The organism is Streptomyces sp. NPDC111516 (genome assembly GCF_055635345.1).
The window spans coordinates 101,420-116,865 of the sequence record NZ_JBVKBV010000013.1 but is presented as its reverse complement, the minus strand read 5'-3'; the positions used below and the strand labels follow the sequence as shown (position 1 = coordinate 116,865).

The following is a 15,446-nucleotide window of genomic DNA, read 5'->3' as shown; positions in this document are numbered from 1 at the left end:
GCCGGGAGCGCACCGCACTGGAGCAGTCGGCCAAGGGCTGCTCCAGTGCGGTGGGGCATGAGGGCCTTCTCATCGTTCGGTGGAGATGTCGCAATCCACGCTGAACCCGCAAGGCCCTCATCCATTCAGAACGCTTCAGCCGAGACCTGCGTCCCCCGGCCGACAACCCTCAGCCGGAGGCCACCGGCAGGACGTCCGGCGAGAGCGCGCCGGCACGGGCTGAGGCACTCGTCATACGGCGACGGTGGTGACGCCGGCACAACACCTCGTAGCCGACCTCCGCAGCGGGGCTACTCACGTCACCGACAACGACCTGCTCACCTTCCACCACCATCTCGCCACCCACCGTACGGGCATTGTGCGTAGCACGCGCCCCGCACCAGCACATCGCCTCCACCTGAAGCGTCTCAACGCGGTCCGCCAGCTCGATCAGCCGCCGCGAGCCAGGGAAGAGCTTCGTGCGGAAGTCGGTGGTGATCCCGAAGGAAAAGACATCCAGGCCCAAGTCATCCACGACTCGCGCCAATTGATCGATCTGCTCCGGCTCCAGGAACTGTGCCTCGTCCACGATCAAGTAGTCGACCTTGCCGCCCTGCGACACCCGGTCGACGACATGGGCATACAGATTCATGCCCGGCACCGCCTCGACCGCCTCGGTCACCAGCCCGAGCCGTGAAGAGAGCTTCCCCTCCCCCGCACGGTCATCCCGAGTGAAGTTCAGACCCTGCAGCCCCCTTGCCGACCGGTTGTGTGCAATCTGTAGCGCCAGGGTGCTCTTTCCGCAGTCCATCGTTCCGGAGAAGAACACAAGCTCGGGCATGAGGGGCTGAGCACCTTTCGGGCGGGGTGAAGCAGTCCAAGGGAGACTGTGGCGGGGAAAACGCGGCTACGAGCGTACTTCGAGCAGGGGGACGAGCTGCTCGACGGGGGTCATCGAGCCGTGCATGCCCACCATCGCGGACTCGTGCGGCTCATTGACCGAGGCGGTGATCACCACGTCGTCGTGGGCCGCGGCGACGACATCGCCGATCCTGCCGTGTACGCGTTCGTCGACCTCGGGGCCGAACCAGCCGGCCGCGATCGCCTCGTCCCGGCTCGCCACCCAGAACTGCTCGCCGAGCACTTCCCGCCAGACGGTCAGCACATCGTTCTCGGCGCCCGGGACCGCGTACACATGCCGGGCCCGGCCCTCCCCGCCGAGCAGGGCGACGCCTGCGCGCAGCTCCCAGTCCTCGTCGAAGTCGATCCGGGACTGCTCGTCGAAGGGGATGTCGATCATGCCGTGATCGGCGGTGATGTACAGCGCCGAGCGGGTCGGGAGCTGTTCGGCCAGGCGCCGGGCCAGGCCGTCCACGTACATCAGCTGCCCGCGCCAGGCGTCGGAGTCGACGCCGAAGCGGTGGCCCTTGCCGTCGACCTCGCTGTAGTACGTGTAGACGAGCGACCGGTCGCCCGCAGCAAGCCGTTGGGCGGCGACGTCCATCCGCTCCTCGCCGGACAGCCGGCCGAGGAACGAGCCCCCGCTGAGCGCGACCTTGGTGAGCGGGGTCTGCTCGAAGTCGGGGGCGGAGACCTGGGCGGTGCGCACCCCCGCGGCGTCGGCGCGCGTAAAGACGGTGGGGTACGGCTGCCAGGCCTTCGGCGGGGTCCAGGGCTGCCAGCGCAGCTGGTTCATCAGCTCGCCGGTCTCCGGGTTGCGCGCGGTGTAACCGGGAAGGCCGTGCTCCCCGGGCGGAAGTCCGGTACCGACCGAGGCCAGTGACGTCGCCGTGGTGGCCGGGAAGCCCGCCGTTATCGGGCGGCCGGTGCCGCCGCGCGAGGTGGGGAGCAGGGAGTGCAGAAACGGTGCCTCGTCCGGGTGAGCCTTGATCTGCTCCCAGCCGAGGCCGTCGATCAGGAACACGCAGTTCCGGTCGGCGGGGGTGAGTTCGGGGATCGCCGCGGTGAAGCCGGGCACGCCCTGGCCGGCGGCGAGCGTGGGCAGCAGATCGGAGAGCGAGCCGCTGCCGTACTCCGGGACGGGGGCGGTGTCGACGGGGAGCAGAACGGGATCCTGCCAGGCCGGCTGGGCCATCAGCGGCCGGACGCCGCGGTCGCGGCCGTGGCCTCGGAGAGGGACTGTGCGAACGCGAGGGTCTGGCGCACGGTGTCCGGGCCGTCACCGGCCTCGCTGACCCGCAGGCTCAGGTCGTCGGCGGTGGAACTGCCGGTGTAGCCGTGGTCGGCCTCGCAGTTGGGGTCGCCGCAGGCGGCCGGCTCCAGGTCGATACGGGAGACCGCGCCCCAGCCGATGGTGAGGACGACCTCGCGGGGCAGCGTGCCCGGTACGTACTTCTCCGGGTTGGCGACGACGCGGCTGACCACGACCGACGAGATCCGGTCGAGCTTGACCGACTCCGTGGAGGTGGTGGCGTACGGCGTCGGGGAGCTGGTGTCCGCGTTCTGCTCGTCGGTGTGGCTGACGATGAAGCGGGTGTCGGTCAGGACCAGGACCGTGACGTGACGGCGCACCTCGTTGGAGTCGAAGGTGGTCTCCTGGTGCACCAGGTACGAAGCGACCGGCTCACCGCCCACGGCGGCCTCCACCGCCTCGGCCACGAGGGCCGGGTAGTAGCCACTGCGCTCGATCGCCGCGCGCAGCCCCTGGGTCGTCGTACCGGTCTTAGCCATGAGGACCATCCTACGGGGGGCGGATGACTGCCGGGGACGATGTCCGGCAGGGCGACCGGGGCATGCGCGGAGAAGGGACCGGTACTTTCGGGCTCGTCCGGCGACCGGGGACGAAGCGGTGCCGTTCCGGTCGGTGGCCGGTCAGTAGTTGGGGAGGCGGCGGGGGCCGAGGTCGGTGCGGGCCGGGGGCGGCGAAAGCCGGACGCTCGCGCCGAGAACGGTCAGCCCCTGGGGGGCGACCACGACCGGTTCCAGGGCGATGGAGACCACCTCGGGGCGGTCGTCGACCAGCCGGGACACCCGCAGAAGCAACTCTTCGAGCGCCGCGGTGTCCACGGGCGCCGCGCCGCGCCAGCCGAACAGCACCGGGGCCGCCCGGATGGACCGGATCAGCTCGGCGGCGTCGCGGTCGGTAGCCGGCACGAGGCGGTGGGCGGTGTCGCCGAGGAGTTCGGAGGGCGCGCCCGCGAGCCCGAAGGAGAGGACGGCGCCCGCCGCCGGGTCGATCGTGGCCCGTACGACGGTGTCGACGCCGCGCGGTGCCATGGCCTGGACGACCGGCCGGAGTTCGGCGGGCTTGCCGAGCAGGTCGGTCAGTTCGCCGTAGGCCCGGCGCAGGGCGCTCTCGTTGGCGAGGTCCAGCCGGACCCCGCCGAGGTCGGCACGGTGGCGCAGATGGGGCGCAGTGGTCTTGAGCGCCACGGGATAGCCGAGCCGCGCCGCGGCGTCGACGGCGGCTTCGGGGTCGGGGGCCGGAAGCGTCGGCCGTACGGTGATGCCGTAGCGGCCCAGGAGTTCGCGCGCCTCGTCGTGCGCGACCGGCCTGCCCCGCGGGTCGGGGTCCGGGCCGAGCAGGGCGTCGATCAGGTCGGCGGCGCCCTGTTCGTCGATGGTGTCGTCGAGGAACTCGGGCACCTTGCCGGGCACGGCGGCCTGTCGTCGCCACTGCGCGTACCTCACCGCTTCGGCCAGGGCGCGCACGGCCCGCTCGGCGGCGGGGTAGGCGGGGATCCGGCCGATACGGGGGCGGGAGCCGGGGGCGGGTCCGAGACCGCCCTTGCTGTCCGTGCCCGTGGTCGCGGTGACCGCGTCGCCACCGGGGGCGGAAGCGGTGTGCGCCGGGGCGGGCGCGGGTGAGGCGGGGGCGGCTCCGGCGCGCGGGGGCGTCGCGGGCGCGGAGGGCTGCTTCGAAGGGCGCGGCTGCGCGACCGTGCTGGTGGCCGCGGCGAGGGCCTCTGCCAGGCCGCCGATCTCCACGTGGACGACGGCCACCGGCTTGGCGGGACCGGCGGCCGCGGCCGCGTGCAGGGCGGTCGCCAGTACCTCTCCGCCGCCCGGCTCCGCCTCGCCGTCCTCGCCCACCCACGGGATCGCCGTCACGATCACGGAGTCGCAGCCCTCGTCGGCGAGGGCCTCGGCCAGGGCGTCCCGGAAGTCCTGCGGGGTCGCGGCGGTGGTGAGGTCGAGGGGTTGACGCGGGCGGAGCCCCTCGGCCAGGCAGGCGTCGTACGTGAGCAGGCCGAGCGACTCGGAATTGCCGAGGATCGCGACCCGTGGGCCCGCAGGGAGCGGCTGGTCGGCGAGGAGGAGACCCGCGTCGACCATCTCCGTCACCGTGTCGACGCGGATTACGCCAGCCTGCCGCATGAGCGCGGAGACCGTCGCGTCCGGGATCCGGCTGACCGGCACCGCATGGCCGGGCGGGGTGGAGCCGCTGTGCCGGGCGCCCTTCACGACGACCACGGGCTTCACGGCCGCGGTGCGCCGGGCGAGGCGGGTGAACTTGCGGGGGTTGCCGAGCGATTCGAGGTACAGCAGGGCGACATCCGTGTCCGGGTCCTCGTACCAGTACTGCAGGAAGTCGTTGCCCGAGATGTCGGCGCGGTTGCCAGCGGAGATGAAGGTGGAGAGGCCGGCGCCGCGCCGGTAGAGCCCGGAGAGCAGCGCGATGCCGATCGCTCCGGACTGGGTGAAGAGGCCGATGCGTCCGGGGGCGGGCGGCTCGGGGGCGAGAGAGGCGTTCAGCCGGACGGCCTCGGCGTTGTTGATGACGCCGAAGGCGTTCGGCCCGATGGTCCGCATCCCGTACGAGCGGGCCTGGCGGACCAGTTCACGCTGCCGCTCCCTGCCCTCGGCACCCCATTCGGCATATCCGGCGGAGAGGACGACCAGCCCCTGGACACCGTGCTCACCGCAGTCGGCGACGGCCTCGGGAACGCGGTCGGCGGGGACGGCGACGACCGCGAGGTCGACCGGTTCGCCGATCTCGCCGATCGAACGGTGGGCGGGGACCCCGTCGACCGTGCCCTGGTCGGCGGCGAAGGCGCGGTTCACGGCGTACGTACGACCGGTGAAACCGGCTCCGAGGAGATTTCGCAGGACCGTGCGGCCGACCCCGCCGGGAGTGCGGCCGGTCCCGATGACGGCGACGGAACCGGGCGCGAGCAGCCGTTGCACGGACCGCGCCTCGGCCCGCTGCTCACGGGCGCGCTGGACGGCGAGGGACTCGGCGGTGGGTTCGAGGTCCAGGGTGAGGTGGACGGAGCCCTCCTCGAAGCTGCGCTGCTGGGTGTACCCGGCATCCCGGAACACCTTGATCATCTTGGTGTTGGCGGGCAGCACCTCGGCCGCGAAGCGGCGGATGCCGCGCTCGCGGGCGACGGCGGCGATGTGCTCGAGGAGCGTCGAGGCCACGCCCCGGCCCTGGTGTGCGTCCTGGACGAGGAAGGCGACCTCGGCCTCGTCGGCGGGTGCGGAGGCGGGTCTGCCCCGCTCGTCGATCCGGTCGTAGCGGACGGTCGCGATGAACTCGCCGCCGACCGTGACCGCGAGCCCCACCCGGTCGACGTAGTCGTGATGAGTGAAGCGGTGCACGTCCCTGTCGGACAGACGGGGATACGGAGCGAAGAAGCGGTAGTACTTCGACTCGTCGGAGACCTGCTCGTAGAAGCTGACCAGTCGTTCGGCGTCGTCCGTGGTGATGGGCCGGATCCGCGCGGTTCCGCCGTCGCGGAGGACCACGTCCGCTTCCCAGTGGTCGGGGTACGCGTGATGCGGACTCTGCTGCGACGAGGGCTGCATGCGCAAAGACTACGGCTCCGCCAGCGGTCGCGTAGGTCCTGGGGCCGGGGCAGGCTGAGGGGGCCGAGCCGCGGTACAGCACGGACTGCGGGCCTGCCGCGGGCCGGTCGGAGCCGCGCGCACTGCGTGAGAGACTGGTCTAGACAACCATTGATTCCTGAAGGGCAGAACCATGGCTGAGCGCCGCGTCAACGTCGGATGGGCCGAGGGCCTGCACGCCCGCCCTGCTTCCATATTCGTCCGTGCCGCCACGGCCTCCGGCGTCCCCGTGACGATCGCCAAGGCCGACGGCAATCCGGTGAACGCCGCCTCGATGCTCGCGGTGCTCGGTCTCGGCGCGCACGGCGGCGAGGAGATCGTGCTCGCATCCGAGGCCGACGATTCGGAAGCCGCCCTGGACCGCCTGGCGAAGCTGGTCGCCGAGGGGCTCGATGAGCTGCCGGAGACCGTCTGACCCATTTTCTACGAAAGAGCCGCGGCGCCCTTGACCGGGTCCGCGGCTCTTTCGCTTTCCCGGGCGAAACTCAGTGAGAAACGAAGAGCGAAGATATTTCGAACAGCCCGAAGAAGGCCCAACGGAATGACAACTCTTTGCATACGGCGTAATCGCTGATGCCGGATGCCCGTGGCGTTTACGGAATATTGCGAAGCTCTCACCCGGCCGGTGCGCGGAGCCGCGGGCGGGCCGTCCGGCCGGTCGATGCGGCGCAGCCGGTGCGCGGCCGCGGCCCCTTCGGCGTGCCGGGCGGTCGGCGCCCCGGCCCGTTCCGCGCCACCGCGCGCCGCCGCGTCCACGGCGGCTCCGTGCTCGGCCCGGGAATCCGCCGGGTGGGCCGACTGCTCGGCCGCGTACATCCAGGCTCCACCTGGCCCGCTCCTGACCGAGCCTGACCAGACCGCACAGCACCTTGAGGCGCGCCTCGGTGCGGCGCTGCACGGCGCGCGCGGCGGCCAGCGGCTCCAGCAGCGTCCGGACCTCCAGGAGGTCGGCGGCCTCCTGCTGAGTGGACTCGGCGACGCAGGCGCCCGCGTGCCGCCGGTGGATTGCCGTGCATACCGAATGGGCGGGAATGCGCATGTCCGAACCGCCGCCTCGATCCCCGCGGAACGCGGCCGACCGACGCATGTTCTGCGAGTCTATTGCAATGCGGCCGCATTTCCGATGCGGGGTGGAAATTCATGAATATCTTTTGGCCACGGGGCGACTCGGCATCTTTTGGCCACGGGGCGACTCGGCGCTCGGGTACCACGACGGACGCGGAGACCCGGCACGGCGAAGGCCCCGGGGTGTGCCGGGGCCTTCGAAGAGGTGCTGCGGAGGGACGGGCGGCGTCGGTCAGACGCTGACGCCGTGGGCGCGCAGGTATGCGACAGGGTCCATGTCGGAGCCGTACGACGGCGTCGTCCGGGCCTCGAAGTGGAGGTGCGGGCCCGTGGAGTTGCCGGTCGAGCCGGAGAGGCCGATCTGCTGGCCCGCGCCGACGCCCTGGCCGACGGTGACGCCGATCGAGGAGAGATGGCCGTACTGCGTGTACGTGCCGTCCGTCATCCGGAGCACGATGTTGTTGCCGTACGCGCCGCCCCAGCCGGCCTCGACGACCGTACCGGCACCGACGGCGACGACGGAGCTTCCGGACGCGGCGTGGAAGTCGATGCCCGAGTGCCTGCCGGACGACCAGAGCGAGCCGCTGGACTTGTAGCCGGTGGTGACGTACGAACCGGCGACCGGGAGCTGGAAGGCGCCCAGACGGGTGCGCTCGGCGGACCGGGCGGCACGCGCCTTCTCCGCGCGCGCCTCGGCCGCGCGCTTCGCGTCGGCCTCCGCCTTCTTCTTGGCTTCGGCCCGCTTCTTGGCCTCGATCTTCCGCTGGGCCTCCACCTTCGCCGCGGCATCGGCCTGGTGCTGCTGTGCGGCGGCCTGGGCCTCTATCTGGTCGGCGAGGGCACTGTCGATGGCGATGACCTGGTTCAGACCGGTCTCGCTGACGGAGGTGACCCCGGTGTCCGCGGCGAGGGCCGGAGAGGCCACCCCACCGACGACGCCGGTGGTGGCCAGCGCCGCGACGCCGGCCATCTTCGCGCTCCTGTGCGTCAGTCGGCTCGGGGCACGATGCTTCCCGGTGGCACGGGTGAACGCCATGAAGTGGCTGATCCTTTCCTTCCTTCTCGCCTACCGGGTTAGCTGACGGGTTCGGAGCAGGAAGGTCTCCTACGGATGCCCCGACCTCGGCGAGGCTCAGGCATCCGATTCACCCCAGGGACTTCACGGGTCCCCGGCTCCCCAGGCTCGCGCCTGACGGGGACTCGGCGATGACTGTCCGGTACGTCGCGGATGCGGCATACGAGTGACGGACAGCCCGGCCGACGCTAAGCGGGGTCACTTTCATTCACCAAACGGACAGGCCGTTTTGTAGCGCATCCCACAGGGCAGACAGGCAACCTCTCCACCAGAACGGACAAAAAGGAGGACCCCGGCGAGATCTCACTCACAGGGGTCTTCCTCGTGTCCCGGGATGTGGACAAGCGAGCTGCCGCGGGCGACGGGCCGACCGGCCTGTTCGGCCGCCTCCCGCGTCCGCGACAGGTACGCCCGTCAGCCGGTGACCACCGACACCTCTCCGATGTCCAGGGCCCGGACCGGCTCCTCGATCTGCGCCGCGTCACCGACGAGGACCGTGACCAGCCGGTCGCCCGGGAAGGCATTGACCACCGCCGCGGTCGCCTCGACCGTGCCGGTCTCCGCGAGCCGGGCATACAGGTGTGCCTGGTAGTCGTCCGGGAGGTGCTGCTCGACCTGGTCGGCGAGGGTGCCGGCGACGGAGGCCGCCGTCTCGAACTTCAGCGGTGCGACACCGACGAGGTTCTGCACGGCCGTCTCGCGCTCCTCGTCGGTCAGCCCCTCGGAGGCCAGGGTCCGCAGGACCGTCCACAGGTCCTTCAGCGCCGGTCCGGTGGACTCCGTGTCGACGGATCCGCTGATGGCGAGCATCGCGGCACCGGTCGCCCCCGTGGCGGAATCCGGGGCCGACGACCGCAGGACCTGGGCGAAGGCCCGCACGCCGTAGGTGTAGCCCTTCTCCTCGCGCAGCACTCGGTCCAGCCGGGACGTGAGCGTGCCGCCGAGGCAGTACGTGCCGAGCACCTGGGCCGGCCATACGCTGTCGTGCCGGTCGGGGCCGATCCGGCCGATCAGGAGCTGCGTCTGCACGGCGCCCGGACGGTCGACGATCACCACCCGGCCACTGTCGTCGGCGGTGATCGGCGGGGCGGGACGGGGCTCGGCGGTGTCGCCCGACCAGTCGCCGAGGGTGTCGGCGAGCAGGGCGTCCAGGTCGATGCCGGTGAGGTCACCGACGACCACGACGGTTGCCGCGGACGGCCTGACATGGGCGTCGAAGAAGGCACGCACGGCCGACGAGTCGATCCGCTCCACCGTCTCCTCGGTGCCCTGGCGGGGGCGCGACATACGCGCCGTGGCCGGAAAGAGCTCCTTGGAGAGCTGCTTGGCGGCGCGCCGGGCCGGGTTGGCCTGCTCGTGCGGGATCTCGTCGAGCCGGTTGCGTACCAGCCGCTCGACCTCGCTGTCGGCGAAGGCGGGCGCCCGCAGCGCCTCGGCGACCAGCGCGAGCGCCTTGGCCAGCCGGGAGGCCGGGACCTCCAGGGAGACCCGGATGCCGGGGTGGTCGGCATGCGCGTCGAGGGTGGCGCCGCAGCGCTCCAGCTCGGCGGCGAACTCCTCGGCGGTGTGCTTGTCGGTGCCCTCGGAGAGCGCCCTCGCCATGATCGTGGCCACGCCGTCGAGGCCCTCGGGCTCGGCGTCCAGCGGGGCGTCGAGGACCATCTCGACCGCCACGACCTGCTGGCCGGGGCGGTGGCAGCGCAGCACCGTGAGTCCGTTGGGCAGGGCGCCGCGCTCCGGTGCGGGGAAGGCCCACGGGCGGGCGACGCCGGGGGCCGGCTGCGGGTGGAACTGCATCGAAACTCCAGTCGCGGCAGCGTCGGTCACTTGTCCGCTCCTTCGTGCGCGTCGGTGTCGTCGGCTTCGGTCTCATCGGTGTCCGCTGATTCCGCGGACTCGGCCGATTCGACCGGTTCGTAGACCAGCACCGCCCGGTTGTCGGGGCGCAGCTGGGCCTTGGCGACCGCCTGGACCTCTTCAGCGGTGACATCGAGCACCCGCTGTACGGCGGTCAGGGCGAGCTGCGGGTCGTCGAACAGCACGGTGAACCGGCAGAGTTCGTCGGCGCGGCCCGCTACCGTACCGAGCCGGTCCAGCCACTCGCGCTCCAACTGGGCCTGCGCGCGCTCCATTTCCTCGGGCGTGGGGCCCTCGGCGGCGAACCGGGCGAGCTCCTCGTCGACCGCGGCCTCGATCTGCGGCACCTCGACGCCGCCGGACGTCTTGACGTCCAACCAGCCGAGGGAGGGCGCACCGGCCAGCCGCAGCAGCCCGAACCCGGCCGCCACGGCCGTACGGTCACGGCGGACCAGACGGTTGTGCAGCCGCGACGACTCGCCGCCGCCGAGCACGGTGAGCGCGAGGTCTGCCGCGTCGCACTCGCGGGTGCCGTCGTGCGGCAGCCGGTAGGCGGCCATCAGTGCCCGCGCCGGGACCTCCTCGTGCACCTCTTCACGCAGCTGCTCGCCGATGGTCTCGGGGAGCGTGCCGTCCCGGGGCGGCTGCTTGCCGTCGTGGGACGGGATGGAGCCGAAGTATTTCTCGATCCAGGCGAGCGTCTGCTCGGGGTCGATGTCACCGACGACCGAGAGCACCGCGTTGTTGGGCGCGTAATACGTACGGAAGAAGGTGCGCGCGTCTTCCAGGGTCGCGGCGTCCAGGTCCGCCATCGAGCCGATCGGCGTGTGGTGGTACGGGTGGCCCTCGGGGTAGGCCAGGGCCGTCAGCTTTTCGAACGCCGTGCCGTAGGGGACGTTGTCGTAGCGCTGGCGGCGCTCGTTCTTGACGACGTCGCGCTGGTTCTCCATGGACTCCTCGTCGAGCGCGGCGAGCAGCGAGCCCATCCGGTCCGCCTCGAGCCAGAGGGCCAGCTCCAGCTGGTGTGTGGGCATCGTCTCGAAGTAGTTGGTGCGCTCGAAGCTGGTGGTCCCGTTGAGCGAACCGCCGGCCCCCTGCACCAGCTCGAAGTGTCCGTTCCCCTTCACCTGGCCGGAGCCCTGGAACATCAGGTGCTCGAAAAGGTGAGCCAGACCGGTGCGTCCCTTGACCTCGTGGCGCGAACCGACGTCGTACCAGAGGCAGACCGCGGCGACCGGGGTCAGATGGTCCTCGGAGAGCACCACGCGCAGGCCGTTGGCCAGACGGTGCTCGGTCGCTGTCAAGCCGCCGGAGCCGGCCTGGGCTGTGGCCGTGTGACCCATGGGCATGTACGTCCCTTCGATCGCGATAATGGAATTCCTGCGAGACCTGCCACTGTAAGCAAGCGCGCAGACACCTGCCGAAGTTCCCATACCGCGGAAGTTCGCGTGAAAGAGGGGCGCACCCCCTGCGGGACGGGGCGTGAAGCCCCTCGGCAGGGGCCGGGAACACCTCTTGGGACGGGTCGAGGTCGGCGATGTCAGTGCGGCGGTCCACAATGGTCGGCGTCAGAACCTGAGGTTGCCCGGACAGAATCCGTCAGAATCCGTGAAGGAGTCGCAGCAGCGATGGCCCGCCGCAGCACGAAGACCCCGCCGCCGCCGGACGATTTCGAGGAGAAGATCCTCGACATCGACGTCGTCGACGAAATGCAGGGCTCCTACCTCGAGTACGCGTACTCGGTGATCTACTCACGGGCCCTGCCGGACGCCCGCGACGGCATGAAGCCGGTGCACCGCCGCATCGTGTACCAGATGAACGAGATGGGCCTGCGCCCGGAGCGCGGCTATGTGAAGTGCGCCCGCGTGGTCGGCGAGGTGATGGGCAAGCTTCACCCGCACGGTGATGCGTCGATCTACGACGCGCTGGTGCGGATGGCACAGCCGTTCTCCATGCGGCTCCCCCTCGTCGACGGACACGGCAACTTCGGCTCGCTCGGCAACGACGACCCGCCGGCCGCCATGCGGTACACCGAGTGCCGGATGGCCGACGCGACGTCACTGATGACGGAGTCGATCGATGAGGACACCGTCGCCTTCCAGTCGAATTACGACGGCCAGGAGCAGGAGCCGGTCGTCCTCCCCGCCGCCTATCCGAACCTTCTGGTCAACGGCACGACCGGGATCGCGGTCGGCATGGCGACCAATATGCCGCCGCACAACCTGGGCGAGGTGATCGCCGCCGCCCGCCATCTCATCAAGCATCCGGGCGCGGACCTGGAGACCCTGATGCGGTTCGTCCCGGGTCCCGACCTGCCGACCGGTGGCCGGATCGTGGGCCTCGGCGGCATCAAGGACGCCTACGCGGCCGGCCGCGGAACGTTCAAGATCCGCGCCACCGTCGCCGTGGAGAACGTCACGGCACGCCGCAAGGGGCTGGTCGTCACCGAACTGCCCTTCAGCGTCGGCCCGGAGAAGGTGATCGCCAAGATCAAGGACCTGGTCTCGGCGAAGAAGCTCCAGGGCATCGCGGACGTCAAGGACCTCACCGACCGCTCGCACGGACTGCGCCTGGTCATCGAGGTGAAGAACGGCTTCGTGCCGGAGGCCGTGCTGGAGCAGCTCTACAAGCTGACGCCGATGGAGGAGTCCTTCGGCATCAACAATGTGGCGCTGGTCGACGGTCAGCCGCTCACCCTGGGCCTCAAGGAGCTCCTGGAGGTCTATCTCGACCACCGCTTCGAGGTGGTGCGCAGGCGCAGCGAGTTCCGCCGGACCAAGCGCCGCGACCGGCTGCACCTGGTCGAGGGACTCCTCGTCGCGCTGATCGACATCGACGAGGTCATCCGGCTCATCCGGTCCAGCGACAACTCGGCGCAAGCGAAGGAGCGGCTCATCGAGCACTTCTCGCTGAGCGAGACCCAGACTCAGTACATCCTGGAGACCCCGCTGCGCCGGCTGACCCGGTTCGACCGGATCGAGCTGGAGAGCGAGCGGGACCGGCTCAACGCCGAGATCGACGAGCTGACCGCCATCCTCGAATCGGACACCGAGCTGCGCAAGCTCGTCTCCTCCGAACTGGCCGCGGTCGCCAAGAAGTTCGGCACCGACCGGCGTACGGTGCTGCTGGAGTCGGCCGGTTCGCAGGTCGCCTCGGTGCCGCTGGAGGTCGCGGACGACCCGTGCCGGGTGCTGCTGTCGTCGACCGGCCTGCTGGCCCGTACCGCCAATGACGATCCGATCGTCTTCGCCGAGGACGCCAAGCGTGCCAAGCACGATGTGATCGTGTCGGCCGTGCCGGCGACGGCCCGCGGCGATGTGGGTGTGGTGACGTCGACGGGGCGGCTGCTGCGGCTCGCGGTGATCGATCTGCCGCAGCTGCCGGACACCCACGCCGCGCCCAATCTTTCGGGCGGGGCGATGGTTTCGGAGTTCCTCACGCTGGGGAGCGACGAGGAGGTCGTCTGCCTCACTACGCTCGACGAGGCCTCGCCCGGCCTGGCGATCGGCACCCTGCAGGGGGTCGTCAAGCGAGTGGTGCCGGACTATCCGGCCAACAAGGACGAGCTGGAGGTCATCACCCTCAAGGACGGTGACCGCATCGTCGGCGCGGCCGAACTGCGTACGGGCGAGGAGGACCTGGTCTTCATCACGTCCGACGCGCAGTTGCTGCGCTACCCGGCTGCGCAGGTACGGCCGCAGGGCAGGCCCGCGGGAGGCATGACGGGCATCAAGCTCGCGGCGGACGCCGAGGTGATCTCGTTCACCGCGGTGGATCCGGCGGTGGACGCGGTGGTGTTCACGGTGGCGGGCTCGCACGGCACGCTGGACGACTCGGTGCTGACGTGCAAGCTCACCCCGTTCGACCAGTATCCGCGCAAGGGCCGGGCCACGGGCGGGGTGCGCTGTCAGCGGTTCCTCAAGGGCGAGGACGTTCTGGTGTTCGGCTGGGCGGGTGCGACGCCTGCCCGGGCCGCGCAGAAGAACGGCACGCCGACCGAGCTGCCGGAGCCGGACCCGAGGCGCGACGGTTCGGGGACGCCGCTGGTCAAGCCGGTCGCAGTGGTCGCCGGCCCCGTCTAGGGCCTCTCGTTTGGATCATGCCGGGCTCGCGTGCCCCGGAGCCGCACCTCGCCGCGTTGTCGTCAGCCTTCCCCAAGCTCTCGGCTCCGCTCGAGCAGGGGGACCCCATTGGCTCCGCCATGACTCCTTCCTCCGCCTTGCGATGCACGGCTCCGGACCCCGCTCCCTGATCCGGCCTGATCCAAACGAAAGGCCCTAGCCCGCCCCGGCGGGCAGCGGCGCAGGAAGTCGGCCGGGCAACGGGGCCCGCCGCTATGCGTCGTCGTCGGGCTGTTGTACGTACCGCAGGACGCCCCACATGCTTCGCTCATGTGCGGCGTCCTGCGTCGTGTCCGATGCCGGAGCGGTGGTCTCGCGGCAGTCGGCCAGCTCCTTGTGCAGCTGCTCCGGGTCGATGCCCGAGCCGATCAGCACCAACTGGGTGAGGCGCGGTTCGTCGCGTGCCCACGGCCGCGGGTCGAACCGCAGGAACCTGCCGACCGCGTGCAGGGCGTATTTGTTGCCGTGGTCGCCCGCGCCGAAGTCGACGAACCCTTTGATCCGGTAGAGACCCCGTGGCCGGGAGTCGAGAAACTCCATCAATCGGCGGGGATTCACGGGTACGTCCGAGGTGAAGGAGACGCTCTCGTACGCGGCATGCAGATGCTGCTCGTGCCCGGCGTCGGCCTCGTCCTCGGCCCGCTCCGCCAGGAGCAGATCCTCGAAGGTGAGCTGGCGCGCCTTCTCCTCACCGTCCGGCCGCAGCGCCGGGTCGAAGAGCAGCTCAGGGTCGATGCGTCCGTATGCGGCGCAGATGACGGCGGCCGCGTTGCCGCCTGCCGCCGCGCCGCCGGTCGCGGCGACGACGTCCCGGATTCGGGCCTGTTCCTCGCTCCCGACCCGGTCGGTCTTGTTCAGCACGACAAGATCGGCGACGGCGAGATGGCGGTCGATCTCCGGATGGCGCATTCGGGTGGCATCGAACTCGGCGGCGTCGACGACCTCCACCAGCCCCCCGTACAAGATGTGCGGATTTTCGCTGGCCAGGAGCATCCGCACCAGCTCCTGCGGCTCCGCCAGTCCGCTGGCCTCGATGACGATCACATCGAGGCGGGCGGCGGGCCGGGTCAGCGTCTCCAGGAAGGTGTCGAGTTCGCTCGCATCGACCGCGCAGCACAGACATCCATTGCCCAGCGAGACCGTCGAGCCGACCTGCCCCGAGACCGTCATGGCGTCGATCTCGATGGAGCCGAAGTCGTTGACGATCACGCCGATCCGGCTTCCCGCGCGGTTGCGGAGGAGGTGGTTGAGCAGTGTCGTTTTGCCGGATCCCAGGAACCCCGCAAGGACGATGACCGGGATCTGCTGCTTGCGGGGTGGGGACGACGGGTTCAACGGGGACCTTCCTCGGGGGACGTCAGGGCGCCGGGACCGGCTGCGGCGGGGGCGGGGGCGGGGGCGGACCGACGTAACGGGCCGCCGGGCGGATGATCTTCGAGTCCGCCGCCTGCTCCAGGATATTGGCGCTCCAGCCGACCACCCGCGCCGCGCAGAACGTCGGAGTGAACACCTCACGAGGCAGCCCGCAGGGGAATCAC

At 70.7% G+C, this 15,446-nt stretch carries 10 protein-coding genes, 2 pseudogenes and 1 riboswitch; of the genes and pseudogenes, 2 read left to right on the top strand and 10 right to left on the bottom strand.

Annotated elements, in window-relative coordinates:
- Nucleotides 1-169: 169 nt before the first annotated feature.
- The 4 genes from ACZ7L9_RS23750 to ACZ7L9_RS23735 all read right to left on the bottom strand — a co-directional run bounded on the left by ACZ7L9_RS23750 (nucleotide 170) and on the right by ACZ7L9_RS23735 (nucleotide 5,751).
- Entirely contained in the window at nucleotides 170-820 is a 651-nt protein-coding gene (locus ACZ7L9_RS23750) for a thymidine kinase (protein ID WP_471417838.1), read from the bottom strand.
- Nucleotides 821-886: 66 nt separating this feature from the next.
- Entirely contained in the window at nucleotides 887-2,074 is a 1,188-nt protein-coding gene (locus tag ACZ7L9_RS23745) for an alkaline phosphatase family protein (protein ID WP_471417836.1), read from the bottom strand.
- Nucleotides 2,074-2,670, bottom strand: coding sequence for a DUF5998 family protein (locus ACZ7L9_RS23740; RefSeq protein WP_389986676.1), 597 nt, complete (start codon nucleotides 2,668-2,670; stop codon nucleotides 2,074-2,076). The genes ACZ7L9_RS23745 and ACZ7L9_RS23740 overlap by 1 nt, the downstream gene beginning before the upstream one ends.
- Nucleotides 2,671-2,811: 141 nt before the next feature.
- Complete coding sequence (locus tag ACZ7L9_RS23735; RefSeq protein WP_471417833.1) at nucleotides 2,812-5,751, bottom strand: bifunctional acetate--CoA ligase family protein/GNAT family N-acetyltransferase; 2,940 nt, start codon at nucleotides 5,749-5,751, stop codon at nucleotides 2,812-2,814.
- A gap of 172 nt (nucleotides 5,752-5,923) precedes the next feature.
- On the opposite strand from ACZ7L9_RS23735, the gene ACZ7L9_RS23730 reads away from it, so the two are divergent.
- A complete protein-coding gene (locus ACZ7L9_RS23730; protein WP_266749172.1) occupies nucleotides 5,924-6,205 on the top strand; it encodes an HPr family phosphocarrier protein in 282 nt (93 codons plus the stop codon).
- A gap of 158 nt (nucleotides 6,206-6,363) precedes the next feature.
- On the opposite strand, the pseudogene ACZ7L9_RS23725 reads toward ACZ7L9_RS23730, so the two are convergent.
- The 4 genes and pseudogenes from ACZ7L9_RS23725 to ACZ7L9_RS23710 form a co-directional block, all read right to left on the bottom strand.
- Nucleotides 6,364-6,829 (bottom strand): annotated as a pseudogene (locus ACZ7L9_RS23725) (GntR family transcriptional regulator); the annotation flags it as partial.
- A 258-nt stretch (nucleotides 6,830-7,087) separates the two neighbouring features.
- Nucleotides 7,088-7,891, bottom strand: coding sequence for a M23 family metallopeptidase (locus ACZ7L9_RS23720; protein WP_471417831.1), 804 nt, complete (start codon nucleotides 7,889-7,891; stop codon nucleotides 7,088-7,090).
- 13 nt (nucleotides 7,892-7,904) lie between these two features.
- Nucleotides 7,905-8,071, bottom strand: a riboswitch (cyclic di-AMP (ydaO/yuaA leader).
- A gap of 273 nt (nucleotides 8,072-8,344) precedes the next feature.
- On the bottom strand, nucleotides 8,345-9,727 hold the full coding sequence (locus ACZ7L9_RS23715) for a M16 family metallopeptidase (protein ID WP_471418004.1): 1,383 nt from the start codon (nucleotides 9,725-9,727) through the stop codon (nucleotides 8,345-8,347).
- 26 nt (nucleotides 9,728-9,753) lie between these two features.
- Entirely contained in the window at nucleotides 9,754-11,136 is a 1,383-nt protein-coding gene (locus ACZ7L9_RS23710) for a M16 family metallopeptidase (RefSeq protein ID WP_471417829.1), read from the bottom strand.
- Between the two features lie 279 nt (nucleotides 11,137-11,415).
- Between ACZ7L9_RS23710 and ACZ7L9_RS23705 the strand changes: the two genes are divergently transcribed.
- Nucleotides 11,416-13,869 (top strand): DNA gyrase/topoisomerase IV subunit A, encoded by a 2,454-nt coding sequence (locus tag ACZ7L9_RS23705; RefSeq protein WP_471417827.1) that lies wholly within the window; start codon nucleotides 11,416-11,418, stop codon nucleotides 13,867-13,869.
- A 252-nt stretch (nucleotides 13,870-14,121) separates the two neighbouring features.
- Here ACZ7L9_RS23705 and ACZ7L9_RS23700 read toward each other — a convergent pair whose 3' ends face one another.
- A complete protein-coding gene (locus ACZ7L9_RS23700) occupies nucleotides 14,122-15,243 on the bottom strand; it encodes a CobW family GTP-binding protein (protein ID WP_471417825.1) in 1,122 nt (373 codons plus the stop codon).
- A gap of 22 nt (nucleotides 15,244-15,265) precedes the next feature.
- Nucleotides 15,266-15,436 (bottom strand): annotated as a pseudogene (locus ACZ7L9_RS23695) (citrate/2-methylcitrate synthase); the annotation flags it as partial.
- Between the last annotated feature and the right edge of the window lie 10 nt (nucleotides 15,437-15,446).

What these genes read in the sequence shown, in the direction of transcription:
- ACZ7L9_RS23750 (WP_471417838.1), bottom strand. Translation starts at nt 820, where the DNA reads ATGCCCGAGCTTGTGTTCTTCTCCGGAACGATGGACTGCGGAAAGAGC.
- ACZ7L9_RS23745 (WP_471417836.1), bottom strand. Translation starts at nt 2,074, where the DNA reads ATGGCCCAGCCGGCCTGGCAGGATCCCGTTCTGCTCCCCGTCGACACC.
- ACZ7L9_RS23740 (WP_389986676.1), bottom strand. Translation starts at nt 2,670, where the DNA reads ATGGCTAAGACCGGTACGACGACCCAGGGGCTGCGCGCGGCGATCGAG.
- ACZ7L9_RS23735 (WP_471417833.1), bottom strand. Translation starts at nt 5,751, where the DNA reads ATGCAGCCCTCGTCGCAGCAGAGTCCGCATCACGCGTACCCCGACCAC.
- ACZ7L9_RS23730 (WP_266749172.1), top strand. Translation starts at nt 5,924, where the DNA reads ATGGCTGAGCGCCGCGTCAACGTCGGATGGGCCGAGGGCCTGCACGCC.
- ACZ7L9_RS23720 (WP_471417831.1), bottom strand. Translation starts at nt 7,891, where the DNA reads ATGGCGTTCACCCGTGCCACCGGGAAGCATCGTGCCCCGAGCCGACTG.
- ACZ7L9_RS23715 (WP_471418004.1), bottom strand. Translation starts at nt 9,727, where the DNA reads ATGCAGTTCCACCCGCAGCCGGCCCCCGGCGTCGCCCGCCCGTGGGCC.
- ACZ7L9_RS23710 (WP_471417829.1), bottom strand. Translation starts at nt 11,136, where the DNA reads ATGCCCATGGGTCACACGGCCACAGCCCAGGCCGGCTCCGGCGGCTTG.
- ACZ7L9_RS23705 (WP_471417827.1), top strand. Translation starts at nt 11,416, where the DNA reads ATGGCCCGCCGCAGCACGAAGACCCCGCCGCCGCCGGACGATTTCGAG.